Below are 20,488 nucleotides of genomic sequence, written 5' to 3'. Positions count from 1 at the left end.
GCCTCACAATCGCCCTGTAAAAATGTCTGTACAAAGGCTTATTGATGAATTTTCTGTTTTTTTAAACTTTTTTTTTATAGAATGTTTAATTGACAAGAATATCATCTTAGAGTCGGGATCTAATGCCACTTGATCTTTTACATTATAATCCGCCAGATTTTTCACTTTGGCAGGGACGTAAGGATAGTCTGCCAGGCGAACGCTTTTTTCAACGAGTTAATCTGATCGATTTGTCGTTGCAACAGTTAAGTGATGGACAAAATGATATCGCGATTCTTGGATTTTGCAGTGATGAAGGCATAAAACGTAATGAAGGACGTATAGGGGCGCAATTTGGTCCTTTAAAACTACGGGAGCAATTTGCCAAACTACCCTGTCATACCAGCAAGCAGTTGTTTGATGTGGGTAATATTGTTTGCAATGATCATCAATTAGAAGAAGCTCAAGCGCAGCTTGCAAAGTTAGTTTCTTATCTACAAAAGAAACAATACAAAACGATTGTTTTGGGTGGCGGCCATGAAATTGCCTGGGGACACTTCTTAGGACTGGTTTCCTCCTACCCCAAGCTTGGAATAATCAATTTTGATGCCCATTTTGATTTACGACCCTTAGTAAAAGAAAATTATGGAACATCCGGTACTCCCTTTCGCCAGATTGCCCAGTTTTGCGAGCAGAATCAATTGCCTTTTAATTATTGTTGTTTGGGTATCCAGGCACTGGCCAATACGAAGAGCCTTTTTGAGGCTGCAGATACGTTAAATGTTTCTTTTCTTACTGCAGAACAAATTCAGACGGAAAATACCGCCTGGCAAACAGCGTTTCTTGATTCTTTTTTATTAAATCATGATGCGATTTATTTAACAGTCTGCCTTGATGTATTTGCTGAATGTTTTGCCCCAGGGGTTAGTGCACCTCAACCCATGGGTTTAACCCCATGGCAGGCACTCCCCCTGTTGAAATACATCTTACAAACTGGCAAAGTTGTAAGTTTTGATGTAGCTGAACTTTCGCCGCCACTCGACAGCGAGCAGAAAACAATACGCCTTTCTGCAAATTTAGTTGCAGAATTATTGGATTATTATTAATAAGGAGTGTTTCAATGAATAAATCCATGCTGTATGCAGGATTAATAAGTATTTTATGTACTTCGGTATATGCTGAAAGCCCTGAGCAAACCCGTGAGAATCTGGTAGCTGCCATACAAGATAGTATGCCTATGCATGATGCTGTTACTGAAACAAATACTATACAGAAACAAAGATTGGCCTCCCAAACCGTTGCTCCAACGAGTAGTGGCGTTCAAGTTCCAAATCCGCAAGGTCCGGAAGTGCCCAATCCGCAAGGCGTGCCAACACCACAAAATACACCCTCACCTACTCAAGAACCAACTCCAGCTACAGACACATCAAGCTCTCAAGGTGCCGTGTCAACAACTCAAACCCAGGACTCAACGAGTCAAACTACAACTACAACGGGTAATGTTGTAAATACTCAACCAGTACCTGCTGCTACCCAAACAACAACGACCACAACAACGGTCACTCATCCAACCCCACAAAATGCACAGCCTGGGGCGGTTAAAACGACAGACCCTCTTGATTGTAATTATCGCATTCCTCCCTCTGTCGCAACGGTAGATCAAGCACTGGTATTAAAATGGGCAGAAAAAGCAACCGTCCAGTCCTTTGATTTTGACTATAACACGATGGATTCACAGCTTGCGGCGCTTAAACTCTGCTATACAGATTTGGGTTGGCAGGGCTTTAATGATGCTTTGCAAAAATCAGGAAATCTTAATGCCATTAAGTCTCAGCAATTAATGGTAAGTAGTATGATTAGTGGTCCAGGACAAATTACGGAAGTGAAAGAAAACCAATGGAAAATTAGCTTGCCTGTGCAAGTAGTTTACCAAAATAATAAAGAAAAGCTGACGCAACCTCTCACTGTAAATTTAGTCGTGGGCCGCAAAGTTTCTGGTGATTTGGGTATCATGCAAATGATAGCCATGCCCCGCAATGTCAATGCCCCTGCAACCTCACCCCAGGTAATGCCGGATAGTGGTACCATATCGCCTTCAACCACAACTACGGTACAACCGCAGTAATTTAATTAAATCGGGATGCAAGTAAGATCGCTTGTATCCCACCTAAGTAGAATGAATTATGCGCTATCCTTTAGTTATTATTTTAAGTATCTCAAGCCTTGGTAGTTATGCGAATGTTCTCCAATATTTTGCAGGGATAAGCTATAGCAATCCTGCAGAACTTTTTAAAGTAAAAAAAAATGAGTTTTTAATTGGGGGTACAGGATTCTATGGCGATGTGCGGTTTGCAGGCAGTGTTTTAAATTTAAATACATTTCAATATGACAGTGGTGTAAGTGCCTCAAGAAGGTTTAGTTTCTTACCTTATGGTCGTATTGCTTCACGAATTAACCAAAAGCTTGTATGGGGTGTCGATGTGACTCAACCCTTCCATTCAAATTTAATTTATGGATTGGATGCGTTTACCCGCTATGCAGCCACAGAAACCTTAATGACGGATGTTGATGTCAGCCCACGCTTTTCTTATAACATTGTACCTCGACTCAATATCGGGGCCGGTTTAAATTTTAACTTTCTTAAGGACAATGAAACCAACTGGGCTTTACCTGTCAGTCAAACAAATTATGCCATGTTTATTAATCGCACTTCAGGATTTGGAATTGGCTATAACGCAGGAGTCTATTTTATGGCCAACTCCAATAATTTTTTAGGTGCAACCTATTATTCTGCGATTAAACAAAAAACGCGTGGTGAAAGTATTTTAAACGGTAATGTCAGCACGGACTTAAGCTTTAATTTCCGCATGCCTGCAACTACAATATTGCACTACACGCATCTTTTTAATCAAAAATGGCTTGCAAGCCTTCAGGTTTTTTGTTCTGAGTGGAATGCCAATCAATTTGCGCGCATCCGAAATACAGCAGCCCCCCCGCCCGCCGGACCAAATTTTACGTTCACCATGAAATACAATCCTTCCTGGGCTTATTCAGCAGCCGTACGGCAGCAATATAGTGAAAATTTAGGGCTGACATTGATTGGACTGCTTGATAATGGTCCTGAACGCGACCATCTTCGTACGATCAACTTCCCTTCCGACACCCAATATTTTCTTGGATTGGCAACTGATTATCATCTTTCTAAGTTAACAACATTGGAGTTCTTGTATGGCCATGTATTTTCCAAAACATTAATCGGAAATTATTTATTTATGAATGGCTTACAGCTTCCTTTTACCACAGGACGGGTTCGTATTAATGCAGATGTATTTGAGCTTAGAATTAAACTTCAGGCTTAACCACTAGGCAAAATCCATATAGCCTTTAAAAGCAAGAAGTTCTTATGTTGACAATGGATTCCACCTGGTAGGACGTGGGATACATTTTCATGTACAAAAGAAAAGGACAACGAACTACACCAGGTTTAAGTGGTTGGAATTATTTCGTCTGATGTACCAGTATCTAGGAGGGGATCCTTCTTTTCTTCATTCACTTTGTTAAACTTTTCTTTAAATTCGGAAAACTTGATTTTACCTACTTTTGCAGACTCAGGAGACTCATTACTTTGGTTCGTTTTATGTGGTGAACTACTCTCTGTTTTAATCACTTCAGTTCCCAAAATCGCAGCAGAGGTTTGGTCCCTTAAAAAACGAATGCCATCATCTGCTAACTTAGCCAAGGGTTTAAGACCAAACGATTGTCTAATAACAAAGCCAACGCCTTGTAAAAGGGCTGAAATCGCCAAGAATGGGGCTTTAACAATATTTAAGGCAATATTGGAACCGAAACCTCCTACTATATGAGAGAGGCGCTTACCCATATCTTGAAGCAACGTACCTATAACGCTGAGCATTCCGCCCCCAATATAACCAAGGTTCAGTACAAGGCCAACCGCCTCTTTAACTAGACTAAAGGCAATATAAGATGCAGAAGCCGCCGCTGAACGAAGGATGGATTTTTGCTCTTGTATTACATAGTCTTGGCCATAGCGATGTAGCAATTTTTTTAACATTGGGCAAAGTTCTGACATGCTATTCGATTTAACCAGCTCGATATATTCTTTTTCAAGATAATCTAATATCTGTTCTTGCTTTATTTGAGCAATTTGTTCTGCTGAATAATTATCTTGGTCTTTTATTGGCTCATTTACTATCGTTTGTATATGCTCTCTAATTTCAATCGCTAGAGTAGAACGCGAACGGGCGGAAAAAGGGGAAAATTCTGATTTTTCCCTCAAGTATCGAAACACCATGCGATAAACGTCTTTTTCAAGACGCTCCAATGGGCCAAAAATATGGTTTTGCTCTCTGATGGTATCAGGAACCATACCAGGAAACATTTGTTGCAGTGTTTGACAACTTTCAAGCATATACTTTCCATGCGGCTGTCCTAGAATGATGTTATTTTCCCTATCGACAGCTACGCCCCGTGAAGCCAAACGCGCAAAAAGCTTAGGATGCTTTTCCCTTATACTTCTGAGCTCCTCTATTACTTCGAGGCGGTGCTCGCTTTCATCGCTAGCTCTCTTTGGGAACCTGGGATCATTTTGGTTTTGTTCAAACAAATAATTAAACACCTGTGGATAGGTGACCTTAAATACCTCTCTTTCTAATTGATTTATAAAAAAATTAGAATCCCTCACATAAAATTCAAGATGATTGTTTAGTGAGCGCTTTTTTCTAGGAACAGGTATACCATCAAGTAATTTAACCACTTGGCCAGATTTTAAGTAATCGTTTCTTTGAGCATGATGCTCTTCAAAGCCACTTAGAAGTTGGGCACTATCTTTTACAGGTTTTATATCAATATAAGGTCCCTCATTCCTGCTTATTTGAGGAATGGCACCTCGTTTAAATTGCGTTCCATGTTGCGTCAGAAAACTGAAAAGACTTTGCCAAATTATTTTAGGCCCACTTCCCAGTTTGTCGGATTTATGCTTGGTATTATCACTGTGGTTTCCATACATAGGCAACATGGAAACCTTGGTTTGCTCGGAAGCTACAATAGCTCTGGACATGTCTTGAGGTTTAAAGTCCTTTCTCATTTCATCACGTTGCAAAATTGCGACATAATTTTTGACATTACTTGGAATAACTCTAGACTCAATCACTGATTTATCACTAAGGCCGGCTACGGGATCATTGGCAAAGATATTAATTTTTAATCCTTTTAATTTATCCAATAATAGACGCTGGCGATCATTTAAAGTGTCTGAGTAGTGCTCAAGATAAAGTTCTAACTTTTTTAATTCGTTAGCAATTCTAATACAAGTCACCGAGCCACGGCTAAAACCCGCTAAATTCAAATTATTATCGGTGGTAGTTTGGTTCTCTAACCATTTAAGGACTTGCCGCGTTGCTTCAATACTGTTTGATTCAACTTCTTTTCCCAATGCTGACGGTCCATCAAATACAGCAAAATCACCCTCGCAGGCTTCAGAGAATTGGGAAATAATATTTTTAAGCGGCATGCGTCGGGATTCACCTGTCCCGAAACAAAAGGTTGTAAATGTAGCCATGCTTCTGCGCTCGCCTACTGATTATTCTATTATTATAGAAAAAAGTTCTTAACAAATTATTAAAACCTGTATGCTTATCGATGTGAATTGGGAATTGATTTATCCAGAATGATAGGGGCCTTCACAGGCCTTTCAGTCCTTAATTTTTTCATCCAACCGTTGAGGTTAGTCACCAGAGTCTTTTTACTATAAGCGTAGTCATGGCTTGCCCCCGGGAGTTGCCGATACAAATATCGCTCATTTTTTATAGAAAATTGGCGTAATGAAGCCTGTTCCAATACGGGGGTATAATCAAATTGTCCAGTTATATCCAATAAAGGAAAGGGTATTTTTTGGATTAAATCTATTAATCCTTTATTTTCAGGTTGGTCAAATGCCGACAGTAAAATCAAACCACTGACTCGTTTGGATTGTGGTGTTGTAAAATAATTGACAGATTTTTCTAGCTGTGAACCATAATGTATTACTACTATTCGCTTATTGTTCTTTTGACGAAGGGCTGAAAGCGTTTCCGGCAACTGCTCAGTCCAAGGCACAGGAATGTGTAAACTTGTATTGAGCAATGCCACTGACCAACCATGTTTTGCCAATTCCTTACTTAAGCTGTTTGCCAGAACGGAACCTTCACTGTCTTGTTCGCCATTAATAAGCACAACAGCGCCACGTTGTTTTTTTCCTTTATAATGCCAATAAGGCAGTACAATTTTTTGCTGATTGACAAGAATATCCAAACTTGCCGCCTCAACTTCGGCAAAATTTAAAAAAAACAACAAACAAAAGCCTAGGAGTAATTGCATAGCCCTTATCTCTATGTTTGATGTTTTGTAAGCTAAGCAAATTTCCTGCCTACTCTATGGTTTTTTTATTAGTGGCGGTGAGAAAGCAAAAATAGAGAACTAGCCTGATTAATCAGGCTAGTTGAGGAATATTACTCAGTAAATTCTATGCCTTCAGCGTCTAAAAAGGCTTTGGCATGTTCAGCCATAATTTTGTGAGCTGGTCCGGTTGGATGCACCGGGTCAAAAAATAAAAATCCATCGCAAGCATCCAATTCCTTTTTGGCTTTAATTTTTGCTGCCATATGAAGAATAGCTCGATGGGATGGCTTTTCTACCATTGCTTCATAACAGGTGTCAGTAATATTCGTAAATCCATATTTTTCAGGATAAACCACTAACTCACTTAGTGTTTGATTGACATCGAAGAGAAGCCACTGAATCTCTGGAAATTCTTGTTTGAGGTTGTTGATACTCGCAGCCAGTAATTCATTATGTCGATTAGCCAGATAGGAGAGTTTCTCTGTTGAATCAAATGCAAGAGCGATGGGTGTTTTTCCCAAATCGGGTAAATTTACAATTAAAATATGCTTTGCCCCCGCTTTTGCCAAACGCTGCAAGTCATGGGTAATCCCCTGGTTTACTTCGTTAAGCGCTTTTTCCATATCATCCGGAATGCCCAAATAATTATTAGCCCCTATCCAAATGATGAACAAGCTATCTGCATCCGCTTTATTTTGATGGGCCAGAAAATAAGTATCAATTTCTTTCCTTAAAGTAAATAACACATCGTCATCAGGATCTTCGGAGATACCCGCACCGCCAAAAGCATAATCAAAAAAATGGCTGGAAGAATTGGAGAAATAGGAAGCAGCTAGATGTTCAACCCACACTAACCCGTTCGTGAAACGTCCTTGATAATAAGGTGGAGACTGGGGCAATTTTTGATGCATGTATTCATAGAGATTGCCGTTATCCGATAAACTATCACCAAATACAACTATGTTATTTAAAGGTTTTGCAGCTACCAATCCTGAAAAAAGAAGGATAAAAAAGGTAAATAAGGTTTTCATCTGCCACCTAATCAGTTGATTTTCCATAGAAAAATGTCGGATTATATAGAGAAATGCGTAAATTAGCAATTTTTACATCACGCTTTTATTGAAGACATGAGGCATTCAAAATTATTACAATAGTTTTTCCCCTACATAAGCCATCAATTTTAAAAAGGATTTTTTATGACAGAGCCTCAACGCCAATTTTTTTTAATTTTTTATACAAAATTATTAGCACTTCTTAAAGACAAGGAACATTTGTTAAAAGCACAGGCCGATTTTGAGCAGAACGACCAAAACCCCCAACGTTATGCTTGTTTATCATTGGGGCTTGGTAAGTGGACTAATGTCGATGCGCGTCTTTTTAGTGCAGCAGTAGCAGAAGCTTTAAGGGAAACAACATTAGCATTTTATGCTGACAATGAAGAAACGCTGCAATTCAATCAATCCTGTATCGATTTACTTAAAAATAGACGTATTCCTAAACTCATTGCACAGGTGGATCCAAGTAAGCCTTTTGAGAAAGTTGAGCAAAGAATTAACCAAGAACTACACCAACTTTCTCAAACAGGATCACTCTTAAACAATCGCTATGCTTTATTCGGGGGCATGGCTGCTGCTGCAGTTATCACTGCAATTACTGTAAAGATGATTCGTCCTGAATTCTGAGCAATTTTCCGTCCTCCCGAACGAAGTGAGGGATCCCCTTTGTGTCAGGAGATGTCTCACTTCGTTCGACATGACGTACGTCTTTGGGAGCAAAGCGAAGGATTGTTATCAGGTTAGGCACTACCCAAAGAGGTAAGTTTAAGTTGACGACCACACACCCGTGCGCTGTTCAAATCTTGGAAGACTTTTTTATTCATGCCTTGTGGTAATCGTACTGTGGAATGATCGTCATGAATCTTAAGACCAGTAATATAACGACTTTCCAAGCCCGCTTCATTAGCAATCGCACCTACAATATTACCTGGTTTTACTCCATGAATGCGTCCTACATCTAAACGAAACAACTCCTGCGGGTAATCTTCACGGGACTGTCTACTTTTCCTATCAGATTTACTACGATTGTTAGATTTAAAATCCCTCTCTTTTTCAAAATGACGAGTTTCCTTAGCCGCACGCACAGGTTTGGGCAATTCAGTTTTCCAGGCTTTATCCTGATTCAGTAGAAGAGCCAATGCAGCTGCAACATCCACGGCGGAAGCTTGGTTTTGTTTTAAAAATTCTTCAATAATATGTTTGTAAGACGGCAAATACTCATGCTGCAGGCGCGTTGCAATATTAGCCATAAAACGTTCTTGTTTTGCCACCTGAATCATATAATCATTGGGCACAATAATTTTTTCAATACGTTGTCGGGTATGACGCTCAATAGTATTTAACATGCGCCCTTCTTTAGGGGTAATAAATAGGATAGTAACGCCGCTACGCCCGGCACGACCCGTTCTTCCGATACGGTGAACATAAGTCTCACAATCAAAAGGAACATCATAGTTGATAACATGAGTCACACGCTCCACATCCAAACCTCGTGCAGCCACATCAGTCGCTACCAAAATATCAATGCTACCCTGTCTAAACTGAGCAATCACTTTCTCACGTAAACTCTGGGTTATATCACCATGAATGGCCATGGCGCGATGTCCTTGCTGCTGCAGCAACTGAGCTACTTCTTCCGTACTGCTCTTAGTACGCACAAATACGATAACCCCTTGATAATCCTCGACAGCTAATACGCGTAACAAGGCATCAGGTTTTTGAGCCACTGAGGCAAACAAAAATCGCTGTTCGATTGCTTTTACAGTCGCGGTTTCTGAACGAATTTCTACCGATGCAGGATTATTTAAGTAACTATTTGCTATTTTGCGAATTGGTGTAGGCATTGTTGCTGAAAATAAAGCGATTTGTTTTTCTGTTGGTAATTTAGCCAGGATTGTTTCCACATCCTCAATAAAGCCCATTCTTAGCATTTCATCTGCTTCATCAAGCACAAAAGTTTTTAAATTGCCTAGTTGTAATGTAGTGCGGTCGAGATGATCAAGGATACGTCCTGGAGTCCCAACGACAATTTGAGCGCCATCCCGTAATTGCTTTAATTGTCTTCGATAGTCTTGCCCACCACAAAGAACGGCAACGGATACGTGGTTCATACGGGTACTTAACAGCTCAAATTGCTCTGCAACCTGAATGGCTAGTTCGCGTGTAGGTGCCAGAATTAAAGCCTGGGTTGCCTGCGAATTGACAGAGATGCGCTGTAAAATAGGTAGTGCAAACGCTGCCGTCTTACCTGTACCCGTTTGGGCCTGGGCAATTACATCCCGTCCTTGAAGAAGTAAAGGGATCGTTTGTGCCTGTACCGGTGAGGGCGTTTTAAACTTCATGTCCTCAAGTGCTTTTAGTAATGTATCGGATAGATTGAGGGCAGTAAAGTTTAATAATTCTTGTGTCATAGAAAATCCAAAAAAGAGTCAATGTGGCGTGCTAAATTTGTGAAAAAAATTAGCGCAGTATAATAGCAAAATAAACAAGATGATGCACGAAATTATTCTTCTTCACCCATTGTGATTACTTGCGCCACCCGTAAATCATTACGCTACGAGTGACTATTATAAGACCTTTGAGGCGAAAACTCAATCTATTTGTAAAATAATGAGACATTTTTGATATACTTACATTAGAACAAATACTAAACTAAGATTCAGGATGAACAGGTCTAATGACTGAACATGTAATAAAGCGACCTCTTGTAGTAGTCCGTAATGCTAACATTAGTGACATTCCAAGTATACGCAAGTTAGTTGCGCGGGCTTATCCAGATAATATGGAGACTTATTCGCCCGATGCACTTCGCGGACAAATTCATCATTTTCCCAAAGGCCAGTTTGTTGTTGAATATGAAGACCAAATCGTAGGCTATTGCGCAACATTTAAGATTAGTGGTGATATAGCCCTTCAGCCCCATACCTGGAATGAGATTACGGGTGGCGGTTTTGCTTCTCGCCACGACCCCAATGGCGATTTTTTGTACGGGATGGAGGTTTGCGTTCATCCAGAGTATCGTGGGTTACGGATTGGTAATAGATTGTACACGGCCCGCAAAAAATTATGCCAGCTTGAAGGTTTAAAAGGTATTGTTTTTGGGGGTCGAATTCCCCGCTACTATAAACAGCATAAAAAATATCCTAATGTGAATGATTATGTCAGTGCTGTCATCAACAAGGAAGTCAGGGATCCTGTATTGTCATTTCAGTTGCGTAATGACTTTCAACTCATTAGTGTACTCCCCAACTACCTTCCTAATGACAGACAATCGATGGGCTACGCTGCTCACTTAGTCTGGTATACACCCATTGCCATGATTACAGAACAGTCCAAACAAAAAATCACACCCGAACCAATCGTTGATAAAGTTAGACTAAGTGTGGTGCAATACATGCAACGGCCAGTCAAGTCTTTTGAGGAGTTTTCTCAACACGTTGAATATTTTGTTGATGTGGTTGCCGATTATTATGCCGATTTTGTTCTTTTCCCCGAACTATTTACCATGCAATTATTATCCATCCAAAATGTTGACTTAAGTCCGGATAAAGCTATTTTACAACTGACTGAATATACAGAACCTTATTTAGAATTAATGTCTTCGCTTGCTGTTAAATACAATATTAATATTATCGGGGGAAGCCACCCTACCAAAACGGAAGATATGATTTATAACGTGGCTTATGTTTTCTTACGAGACGGACAAGTCCACGAACAATATAAAATTCATCCTACCCCTAATGAACGCTATTGGTGGAATATTCATGGGGGCGATCAATTAACTACGATTATGACAGATTGTGGCCCTATTGCTGTATTAATTTGCTATGATTGTGAATTCCCAGAATTAGCCAGACATGTTATCAATCAAGGGGCCAAGCTGCTGTTTGTGCCGTTTTGTACGGATGAGAGACAAGCTTATATGCGCGTTCGCTATTGTGCCCAGGCGAGAGCCATTGAAAATCAATGTTATGTTCTTATGGCAGGCAATGTAGGCAATCTGCCTGGCGTCGCCAACATGGCCATTCAGTATGCACAAAGCAGTATTTTTACACCTTGCGATTTTCCATTTTCGCGGGATGGCATTGCTGCCGATACCACGCCGAATGTTGAAATGGTTTGTTTTGCCGATCTAAGCATGCATAATTTAGAGATTGTACGCAATCAAGGTACTGTTCTTAATCTTAAAGACAGGCGTCATGATTTGTATTCTGTTCGATGGAAACATAAGTGATTCGTTTAATTTTGCAGGAAACCTAATATCCCTTCTTATTTATAAAAAATAGTTTTTGACATAAAAAACAAAAATGGTTGATAATTTTCCACTCATTCTGACTATTTAAGAGAAATCTCATGCGACTTAAAAGACTGACTACAACCTTTGTGGCCCTATTTATTATCAGCAGTGCTTGGGCGGAGAATATTACTATTATTGGCTCAAAGGAACATCTATTAAAACAAACAAAACCGAACGTATCCTTAAATAGTGCATCTGATAACGCTATCGCTAAAAGAATTCAATTACTACAGGTTCAATTATCAGAGCAAGAAAAAATTCGTTTAAAAAATCGTGCGAAAGAAGCTTTGCAGCATACTCGCCAGTTTTCAATGCACGCAGTAAACCCACCCAGCAAAGTACAACTGGGAATGAATAAAGTTCCCGTGCTTGACCAAGGTATACATGGAACCTGTGTGACTTTTGCCGTGACGGGTGCTCTTGATGCAATAATGAACAAAGGGGATTACATTAGTCAGGTCTGTAATCTCCAGCTCGGTAGTTATCTAGAGAAACATGGTTATGGTTTAAGTGGATGGGATGGCAGCTATGCGATTTCTGTCATTAATCAAATGGAACAATATGGGGTAGTTAACAAAAAAAATCAAAAAACAAAAGGGTGTGGTGGCCTAAAAGAATACCCTACTTATTCATCCCACAACCCCAATTCGTTTATTGAACCTGAGAAATATCGCTCAATGAGTGAACTTATTTTCGGCAGTGTTGTCAATTGGTCTGATGTATATCAAAAAAATGATCCTGTTAAGACTTTAAATGACGTTAAAGGAGCGCTTGAGTCAGGAGATAGGTTGGTTTTTGCAGTCCTGCTTCCAAGGACTGATCTGGGTGTTGTAGGTGCAGTGGGTAAGCATAATACCTGGTTTGCCAAAGACAGTTGGGTTTTAACCCCTGAAATAGCAAAGGATGTCGACAACGTAGAAGATGCACATGAAATGATTATTACAGGATATGATGATAATGCGGTGGCTGTTGACGACAAAGGAAAAAAACATAAAGGGTTGTTAACCTTACGTAATTCCTGGGGTGATTCTGTGGGTGATTACGGTGAGTTTTATATGTCATACGATTACTTCAAATTACTCGCCTTTGATGTGACGCGATTTTCACCCCCTTCCATTTAAGTTTATTAAAAATCAATAGCAAACTGTCTAAGGTGGCAGTTTGCTATTGATCTTCTATTACATAAAAACAAATTCATCCGCTTCCGAATCAATCTCGTTTTCAAGGGTTGCTGTCGAGGAAGTAGTTACTTCAGATTGCGGTTTAGGTTTACTTGGCCATATTGAACACCAAATACCAGCACTACGGCTGCTACTTTTTGAAGCTTTTGCCCCCTCTTTCGCCTCAGTGCTTTCTTTATTTTCCATGTATTCGCCAAGCAAGGCGAACGCTGCACGCGTATAATCACCAAATTGGTAAGGTTTAGCAGCAGTCGATGAGGAAGAGGAAGCGGCTGACATGGAAGAATTGGCTGCCAGTAAGTATTCTTTAATCAGTTCTTTTGCCTTTACCAAATCAGCAATACTTACCTCAGAAAGTTTAGCTGGATCTTCATTTGCTAATTTATTGTTATAGTCAATGGCTGCAGTCACCAAAAGATTATAACGAGGACCACGCTGCAGCGGTTGGATAAGGTAATCAGCCAGACCAAGCTTGCCCGGATAACTCTCCGAAAGATAAATACTTAATTCATCAAATTCGGCAGGGTTGCCTGACGTTTCTTTCACATAGATTTCATACCAGCTTGCATACTCCCGATATAAAGTGAAAAAAGCCTTGAGCAATTGAATTCGCTGAATTTTTAATTGATTAAGGGAAGATGAATCAACATCGTCTTTCAAAGACATCGTTACATTGAGTAATAACATGTCAGACACGTTTTTTAATTGCGGAAGATAAACCCCCAGTTTGGCGAAAAGCTCATTATCAGGCATTCGCGCTGCCGGTATTTCAAGTAAACGAGCCAAGGATTCATTATAGGTTTTTTCGGTATCTAACATTTCTTGAATCGCTTTGTGCTCAGTGAGTGACTCTTGAATTTGATTAACAGGTAACATGAAAAGCTCCAAACAAAATGCAATTTGCGCATTAATTAAACATGGCAATAGTAACATTCGGTTTGTTAAGTAAGGCTTAATAGAAAAGGCTTTCAGCACGAAACTTTGGCAATGTTAAAAAACCAATTGGAATGATGACAAGATGTCTAGGATAAGGCCGCAGCAGATAGTTTAAAACGAGTTATTTTAAATGAAATTACTATCTTGCACAAAAATCAAATTTTATGCCGTCATTGCGGACAAGGTGAAGCAATTCCAGAACAGATTTTTGTTCAAAAATCGTACTATATTGCTTCGCTGACGCTCGCAATGACGCGCTGCCAGGTTTTGTCTTGCAGATACATATATCTATTAATTAAAATTTTTTTTAGAATGTGCCATCCTTTGCGGTATACGCCTGCTTTTATAGGAATGAAAACGGTTAGGACTAAATGGCAAGGGATCCGCAATTAAATCCTCACCGGTCATCATTTCAGCAAGTAAACGACCAGTCACCGGTCCTAACGTCAAACCATGATGTGCATGACCAAAAGCAAACCAGAGGGAAGTATGGCGAGGGGCTTGTCCAATGATAGGCAGCATATCAGGCGTACAAGGCCGACATCCCATCCAGGGCAATTCATCAAGGCGCTTGGTGATAGGAAATAGTGTACGTGCAATGGGTTCTACACTATTAAGTTGCACCGGTGTTTTTCTGGAATCTCTTGCCGCAAATTCAGCACCGGTAGTCAGTCGAATGCCGCGTGTCATTGGGGCTATCACGTAACCATTTTCTATATCCAGAACAGGATGAGTCAATTTTGCACCATCTTTTGCTTCATAATGCATGTGATAACCCCGTTTCACCGCGAGCGGGAAACGATAACCCAGACGAGAGAGAAGACTATCTGACCAAGGGCCTAAGGTAATGACTGCTGTATCTGCCTTCACGATGCCTTGCTCTGTGTCGACTGCCCACTGGTTCGCCAAGGTATTTGCATTTCCAAAGAAGAAACGCCCGCCAAGGTGTTCAAAGTAATTAGCATAGGCTTTAACCAAAGCACCAGGATCAATTACCGCTTCAGACTGCGTATAATGAAGTGCTCCTAGCAGAGAGTTATCAAGCGCTGGTTCAAGCTTCCGTAATGAAGTGGGATTAAGAATTTCAAACTTGATGCCGTGTTCCTCTCGGCATTTTTCCGCAAACTTAGTTTCTGTATCCTGTATTTTTGCAGAACGAAAAACCTTAAACCATCCCCCTGCCCTTATTAGATGACTTACTCCGGCTAACTCTGCGAGCTTATGGTGCTCGCTTACACTGTGCGCAATTAAATTGGCATAGGAACTCGCAATCTCAGCATGTCGCAAAGGGTGTGAATTGAACCAATACTTCCATAGAAAAGGGGCTAATTTCACTAACGTACGCGGATGATATCTTACTTCAGGCGAGCGATTAAAGGCATATTTAATTAATGAGGAAAGTTCTCTTGGAAACCCATAGGGATAAACGCCCTCCCGCTGAATTAACCCCGCATTGCCAAAGGAGGTTTCACTACCCGGGGTTTTTACATCAACCAAGGCGACGGAGCGACCACGCAATTGTAAATGCACAGCCACTGATACGCCGATAATCCCACCACCAAGCACCAAGACATCAAATTTCATTCATTACATCCTTTTAAATTTCCTACTTCCCGACTACAGGACAAGTTCCGGTGAGAGCTAAACCAAAAAAGGAACAATCTCGAATCACACTATTCTCTGAACTTAAAAAATTAATTCCGGGTGTGTTATTGGAGGTCACACTCAGTGCTGAGTTAAATAAAACAGCAGAGCTAGAATTAACAGCCTCAACGCCGACAGCCCTTGCATTGTTTCCTGTAGCTGCGACATTATAAGTCATGTGCGTACCAATACGCCTATTGCTGGTAATATTATTGTCAAAGTGGCTATCACTTAATTCTACCCCTTTAGCAAGCGCTACCTGAGTACCATTTGCCTGCGCAGTAAATGTTGATGGCAAGAAGGTTCCATTTCTACTTGTAACCTCATTAATAAAAGTATCGAAGGCCGTTAACGCCTTAGAGGTTGCTGTATTAGTCGAGGTAGCAATGCTTGTAATATCCATTCCTGCAAAATTTACAGTAGCTGCTGATGTGTTTATTCCATTAGAGGTTGCAATATTAGCTGAGTTAGCACTACTTGTAATTTCTATTCCTGCAGCATTTACAAACCCTGCTGTTGCATCTATTCCAGTTGAAAGACTGATTCCGTTTGTTGTTTGGTTCAAACTATCAACAGTTAGTGTTGAATTAATAATAACGGGGCTACCGCTATTAACAGTAATTCCTGCTGCTGTGGCCGTACTATTTACTCCATTACCAGTACTAATGACATTCGTATTTAATGTAGAATTTCTTATGTTAACAGGGTTCGTGAGATTCATGCTAGCAATAGAAATCCCTTGAGCATTCGCATCCCCTCCCGCTAAATTTCGTACGTTAACATTTACCTGTACATTATTCAGTTCTTTCTCTTCACCTCCTGATAATACTACACCTCGACCTGTTACCGTATTTGCTGTTCGCTGGGTTGCATTTACATTGATGATGTTATTGACGAGTCTGACACCACTTCCACTGAAAATAATCACACCCGAGGCGGTAACATTGACATCGTTCGTATTATCTACAAAAGCCTCCAGGCGGCTATTTTCAATAGTAACATTGGATATGCTTGAGTTCGCTTCAGCGCTCATTATCACCGCGTTTCTAAAACCAAGCGCATTACTGTTGGTGCCAATTACTGAATTTGAAATCGTTACATCACCCCCCGTAATACGAATTCCATCCGTAAATTCACTATTATCATTCAGGAGGAGCATAGAGTCATAGGTATTACCTCCGGAAAGGGTAAAACCACCACTTATTGCCCTTAATTGCGTCAGAGTAAAGTCGCCATTGCGTCCATACACAGACTGTCTTGGGTTTAATGCTAATCTGGTCAGGAAATCGGCCTGTTGCACCACAGCGGAGGATGAAAAAGAGGTGCCGCTGAACGTGCCGTAATTACCTGGGCCCAGATAAAGATTTGCAGCGGGTGAAATTGCATCAATTGCATCTACCGTGGTTTGGCTAAAGGACGTATCCAAACAATTATTCTCATAAGTACAATTGCTAAACCCATTGGCTGCCACAAAGGGAGTGCCTGCGCTACTGAAAAACCAGATATTATCGCGAGTCAGTACGCGAACCCCAGTATTGACGTAAGCCTGTTGACTAGGGATACCAGAGCCAGTATTCCAGGTACCTAAATGGCGTCGAATCGGATCAAGCAAGCGATCCTCTACCTTAGGCTGTTCGCCTTTTTCCATTGCCCCAAGTGTGAGACGAATGCCCAGTTGTGCGGTATTTCTTTGAACCCTGTCGTAACTATCGCGCAGCGACACGGTAAAATAATTGTTCAGTGGCATTTCAACACCACCAATAATGCCGTTAATATCCCGTGCTTCTTTAAAAGAAAAATGATAACCACCGGTATAAAAGCGAAGGTTTCTAAAGACAGGCAATGTGAGACCTACTTCACCATCTACCCCGTTTCCTACTTCTTCTACCAGGTTAATTAAATTATCAAATTGATTATGACCTGTAAAACTGATGTATTGCGTCGTACCTAATTGCTCCCCTAAAAATCTTCCTTCAACTTTTTGTTTAGGAGAAGTGGGGAAATACCCGTTCACATGAATATCCCAGTAATTGGTCATTAACTCCAAACCAGGATTTACTACCGGAAAATGAGGTCCTCGCGCGACACGGTTAAAATCGCCAAATACATAGGCACCCCATAAAAAACGGTCATCATAAATACCCCGATAACCGCCACCAATACTTCCTAAATAACCATCATCATCGCCTGTCTTGCCCAGGCCATCAATGTAGAAGATTCCGCCATGGTTTCCGAAAAGAGGAACCAGCGCGTCCGCTTCCCCCAGTGTTTCGTCACCAAAAAAACCCTCGCCTAACACTCGAGGCATAAAGGGAAAAAGGCTGGGATGAAACTCAGCCTGCACTTGAGAGCTGGCAAATAATAATGAAAGGCTCAAAAAAGATAGTTTAGGAAAACGTGACATGAAAAATCCATTTCTTACATGAGGAGAGACAAAATATAAGGGATTAGAAGCAGTTATTCAATACGAGCAATTAATCACTCCCTAGTTTATGCACAGGACAAAATCTCATCTTTGCGAGTGCCCAGCCCTCATCGGAGCAAATATTGGAAAAGAATCTACACGGAAGTTCTAGTGCCACATTCAGGAGATCCTTCAAGCGACTATGTCGCTTTGAGGATGACGTATCGAAGTCTTTAGGAATGTTTACATTGCGTCATGAATTGACGACAAGATTTCTCCACAGATCATTTACAAAAATTGACGAAATGTAAAATAGCACCACACCTCAAACACGTCAATCCACCTTAACGTATCGAAGTCTTTGGGAATGTTACATTTCGTCATGAATTGACGACAAGATTTCTCCACAGGTCAAACACGTCATCCTGAAAGCGACATAGTCGCTTGAAGGATCTCCTGAATGTGGGACTTAAGAGTAAGCCTGTTATCGCCCTGTATTAATGACTAATATTATAAAATAGCTGCCAGCCGACAAGCCTGATTAATGGCATGTCTTGCGTCCAATTCCAATGCTTTAAATGCCCCGCCGATTAAATGGACCGATTTACCTTCCTGTTTTAATGGTTCATAGAGCTCTCGTAATTCCTTTTGCCCGGCACAAACAATAACTGAATCGACATGAAGCAATTCTTTCTTTTCATTCCTATGTAAATGCAGACCTTCGTCATCTATTCGTTCATATTGGACACCTGAAAGCATTTTAACATCGCGATGTTTTAAACTCAGGCGATGAATCCAGCCCGTTGTTTTACCCAAATTTTTACCGTGTTTTTCTTTCTTGCGCTGCAATAAATAAATCTGGCGCGAGCTTGGTGTTTTTTGCGGGGTTTTTAATCCGCCTCGATGTTCCATCTGAATGTCAATCCCCCATTCATCGTAGAATTGTTTTTCATGCTCCTTGCCACTATGCGTTAATAATTCAGCCACATCAAAACCAATACCACCTGCACCAATTATTGCTACTCGTTCTCCTGGTGCTTTTCTCCCCTGAATCAACTCAATATAACTCATGACTTTGTCATGGTTAATTCCTTCAATATCGGGAATGCGAGGGGCAATACCGGTTGCCAGAATAATTTCATCAAAACTTGCCAGCAACTCTTTGGTAGCTTGGGTTTTTAAGCGCACCTCAACCTGAAAATTTTCCAATTGATGGGTAAAATAATTAATGGTGTGCTGAAATTCCTCTTTGCCGGGAATTTTTTTGGCCAAATTAAATTGTCCTCCCAGCACCTCACCTTTTTCAAAGAGTGTCACTTTATGACCACGCTCCGCTGCAACAGCAGCAAATGCCAATCCCGCAGGGCCTGCACCTACTACCGCAATCTGTTTGGGTTGGTCCACTGTTTCATAAACCAACTCGGTTTCGTTACAGGCGCGAGGATTGACCAAACAGGAAGCGGTTTTATTGACAAAGACCCGATCCAGGCAAGCCTGATTACAAGCGATGCATATATTAATTGCTTTTGTATCACCCGCTTTTGCTTTTTGGGGAAACTGTGGGTCAGCCAGGAAAGGTCTTGCCATTGAAATCATATCAGCCATCCCTTCTTCAAGAAGTCGGTTAGCAAGCTCTGGGGTGTTAATACGATTTGAAGTAATCACAGGGATTGATATTTCTGGTTTAAGCTTTTTGGTAATTGGGGTAAACGCCGCAGGGGGCACCAGGGTGGCAATGGTAGGAATGCGTGCTTCATGCCAGCCAATACCGGTATTAATTAATGTGGCGCCTGCCTCTTCAATGGCTTTTGCCAATTGAACAACTTCTTCCCAACTACTGCCTTCATTAATCAAATCAAGCATTGATAAACGATATATAATAATGAATTTTTCCCCAACCGCCTCACGAACACGGCGTACAATTTCAACAGGGAAACGCATACGATTAGTAAAAGAACCACCCCATTCATCAGTACGTTGATTAGTATGGGCCACAATAAACTGATTAATGAGATAGCCCTCGCTACCCATGATTTCCACACCATCATAACCCGCCTGTTTGGCAAGACGCGCGCATCGAGCAAAATGCTGGATGGTTTTTACAATGCGGCGCTTACTCATGACCCAGGGTTTGAAAGGGCTAATAGGCGATTTCAAATTACTTGGTGCTACCACAAACGGGTGATAACCATAACGCCCTGCGTGCAAAATTTGTAAAGCGATTTTACCTCCAGCATCGTGCACCGTCTGGGTGATGAGTTCATGGCGCTGCTGTTCTTTCGTTGACGTTAGTTTAGCGGCAAAAGGCGCTAAGCGACCTGCACGATTAGGTGCAAAACCTCCTGTCACAATTAAGCCAGCGCCTCCTAATGCTCTTTCTTTATAAAACGTGGCCAAACGTAGCAAGTTTTCCTTATCTTCCTCCAGGCCTGTATGCATTGACCCCATAAGCAATCGATTTTTTAACTGGGTAAAACCTAAATCAAGCGGCTGAAATAACGATTTAAAAGGGGTGTTATCAATTTTCAATTCCATTGAGTACTCACTAAAAACAATTAAACTTAAAGTATAATATACTTAAAGTGCAGACAGGAGA

At 40.9% G+C, this 20,488-nt stretch carries 14 protein-coding genes; 6 read left to right on the top strand and 8 right to left on the bottom strand.

Translation table 11 applies throughout. The features are described 5' to 3' along the window. Positions 1–122: 122 nt before the first annotated feature. From hutG to Ljam_RS00755, 3 genes are read left to right on the top strand one after another with little or no spacing between them, the layout of a single operon-like run. Positions 123–1,085 (top strand): formimidoylglutamase, encoded by a 963-nt coding sequence (hutG, locus tag Ljam_RS00765; RefSeq protein ID WP_058448232.1) that lies wholly within the window; start codon positions 123–125, stop codon positions 1,083–1,085. Positions 1,086–1,099: 14 nt separating this feature from the next. Beyond that, positions 1,100–2,104 carry a DotI/IcmL family type IV secretion protein gene (locus Ljam_RS00760; protein ID WP_058448231.1) on the top strand — a complete coding sequence of 335 codons (1,005 nt, stop codon included), beginning with the start codon at positions 1,100–1,102 and terminating at the stop codon, positions 2,102–2,104. Between the two features lie 58 nt (positions 2,105–2,162). Then, on the top strand, positions 2,163–3,338 hold the full coding sequence (locus tag Ljam_RS00755) for an OmpP1/FadL family transporter (protein ID WP_058448230.1): 1,176 nt from the start codon (positions 2,163–2,165) through the stop codon (positions 3,336–3,338). A 125-nt stretch (positions 3,339–3,463) separates the two neighbouring features. Here the strand turns inward: Ljam_RS00755 and Ljam_RS00750 are convergent, their stop codons facing one another. The 3 genes from Ljam_RS00750 to plaA all read right to left on the bottom strand — a co-directional run bounded on the left by Ljam_RS00750 (position 3,464) and on the right by plaA (position 7,406). Continuing rightward, the gene (locus Ljam_RS00750; protein WP_058448229.1) at positions 3,464–5,557 is read right to left on the bottom strand and encodes a DUF5621 domain-containing protein; all 2,094 of its coding nucleotides are present in this window, start codon (positions 5,555–5,557) and stop codon (positions 3,464–3,466) included. Between the two features lie 74 nt (positions 5,558–5,631). Beyond that, complete coding sequence (locus Ljam_RS00745; RefSeq protein WP_058448228.1) at positions 5,632–6,354, bottom strand: type 1 periplasmic-binding domain-containing protein; 723 nt, start codon at positions 6,352–6,354, stop codon at positions 5,632–5,634. Between the two features lie 131 nt (positions 6,355–6,485). Then, complete coding sequence (plaA, locus tag Ljam_RS00740) at positions 6,486–7,406, bottom strand: GDSL family lysophospholipase PlaA (RefSeq protein WP_058448227.1); 921 nt, start codon at positions 7,404–7,406, stop codon at positions 6,486–6,488. 165 nt (positions 7,407–7,571) lie between these two features. Here plaA and Ljam_RS00735 point away from each other — a divergent pair, with 165 nt between their 5' ends. Continuing rightward, positions 7,572–8,057: a hypothetical protein gene (locus Ljam_RS00735; protein ID WP_058448226.1), complete on the top strand. Its 486-nt coding sequence runs from the start codon at positions 7,572–7,574 to the stop codon at positions 8,055–8,057. Positions 8,058–8,170: 113 nt separating this feature from the next. Here the strand turns inward: Ljam_RS00735 and Ljam_RS00730 are convergent, their stop codons facing one another. Continuing rightward, positions 8,171–9,841 (bottom strand): DEAD/DEAH box helicase, encoded by a 1,671-nt coding sequence (locus Ljam_RS00730; protein ID WP_058448225.1) that lies wholly within the window; start codon positions 9,839–9,841, stop codon positions 8,171–8,173. A 266-nt stretch (positions 9,842–10,107) separates the two neighbouring features. On the opposite strand from Ljam_RS00730, the gene Ljam_RS00725 reads away from it, so the two are divergent. Beyond that, complete coding sequence (locus tag Ljam_RS00725; RefSeq protein WP_058448224.1) at positions 10,108–11,664, top strand: bifunctional GNAT family N-acetyltransferase/carbon-nitrogen hydrolase family protein; 1,557 nt, start codon at positions 10,108–10,110, stop codon at positions 11,662–11,664. Between the two features lie 119 nt (positions 11,665–11,783). Then, the gene (locus tag Ljam_RS00720) at positions 11,784–12,848 is read left to right on the top strand and encodes a C1 family peptidase (protein ID WP_058448223.1); all 1,065 of its coding nucleotides are present in this window, start codon (positions 11,784–11,786) and stop codon (positions 12,846–12,848) included. Between the two features lie 57 nt (positions 12,849–12,905). On the opposite strand, the gene Ljam_RS00715 is transcribed toward Ljam_RS00720, so the two are convergent. The 4 genes from Ljam_RS00715 to Ljam_RS00700 form a co-directional block, all read right to left on the bottom strand. After that, positions 12,906–13,784 carry a RhoGEF domain-containing protein gene (locus Ljam_RS00715; RefSeq protein WP_058448222.1) on the bottom strand — a complete coding sequence of 293 codons (879 nt, stop codon included), beginning with the start codon at positions 13,782–13,784 and terminating at the stop codon, positions 12,906–12,908. A 351-nt stretch (positions 13,785–14,135) separates the two neighbouring features. After that, on the bottom strand, positions 14,136–15,428 hold the full coding sequence (locus Ljam_RS00710; protein WP_074881696.1) for an NAD(P)/FAD-dependent oxidoreductase: 1,293 nt from the start codon (positions 15,426–15,428) through the stop codon (positions 14,136–14,138). Between the two features lie 22 nt (positions 15,429–15,450). Beyond that, a complete protein-coding gene (locus tag Ljam_RS00705; protein WP_058448221.1) occupies positions 15,451–17,892 on the bottom strand; it encodes an inverse autotransporter beta domain-containing protein in 2,442 nt (813 codons plus the stop codon). Between the two features lie 510 nt (positions 17,893–18,402). Continuing rightward, positions 18,403–20,427 carry an oxidoreductase gene (locus Ljam_RS00700; RefSeq protein WP_058448220.1) on the bottom strand — a complete coding sequence of 675 codons (2,025 nt, stop codon included), beginning with the start codon at positions 20,425–20,427 and terminating at the stop codon, positions 18,403–18,405. Between the last annotated feature and the right edge of the window lie 61 nt (positions 20,428–20,488).

The sequence above is a fragment of the Legionella jamestowniensis genome (genome assembly GCF_001467745.1).
Lineage (GTDB): Bacteria > Pseudomonadota > Gammaproteobacteria > Legionellales > Legionellaceae > Tatlockia > Tatlockia jamestowniensis.
This window is presented reverse-complemented; position numbering and strand designations above follow the sequence as displayed.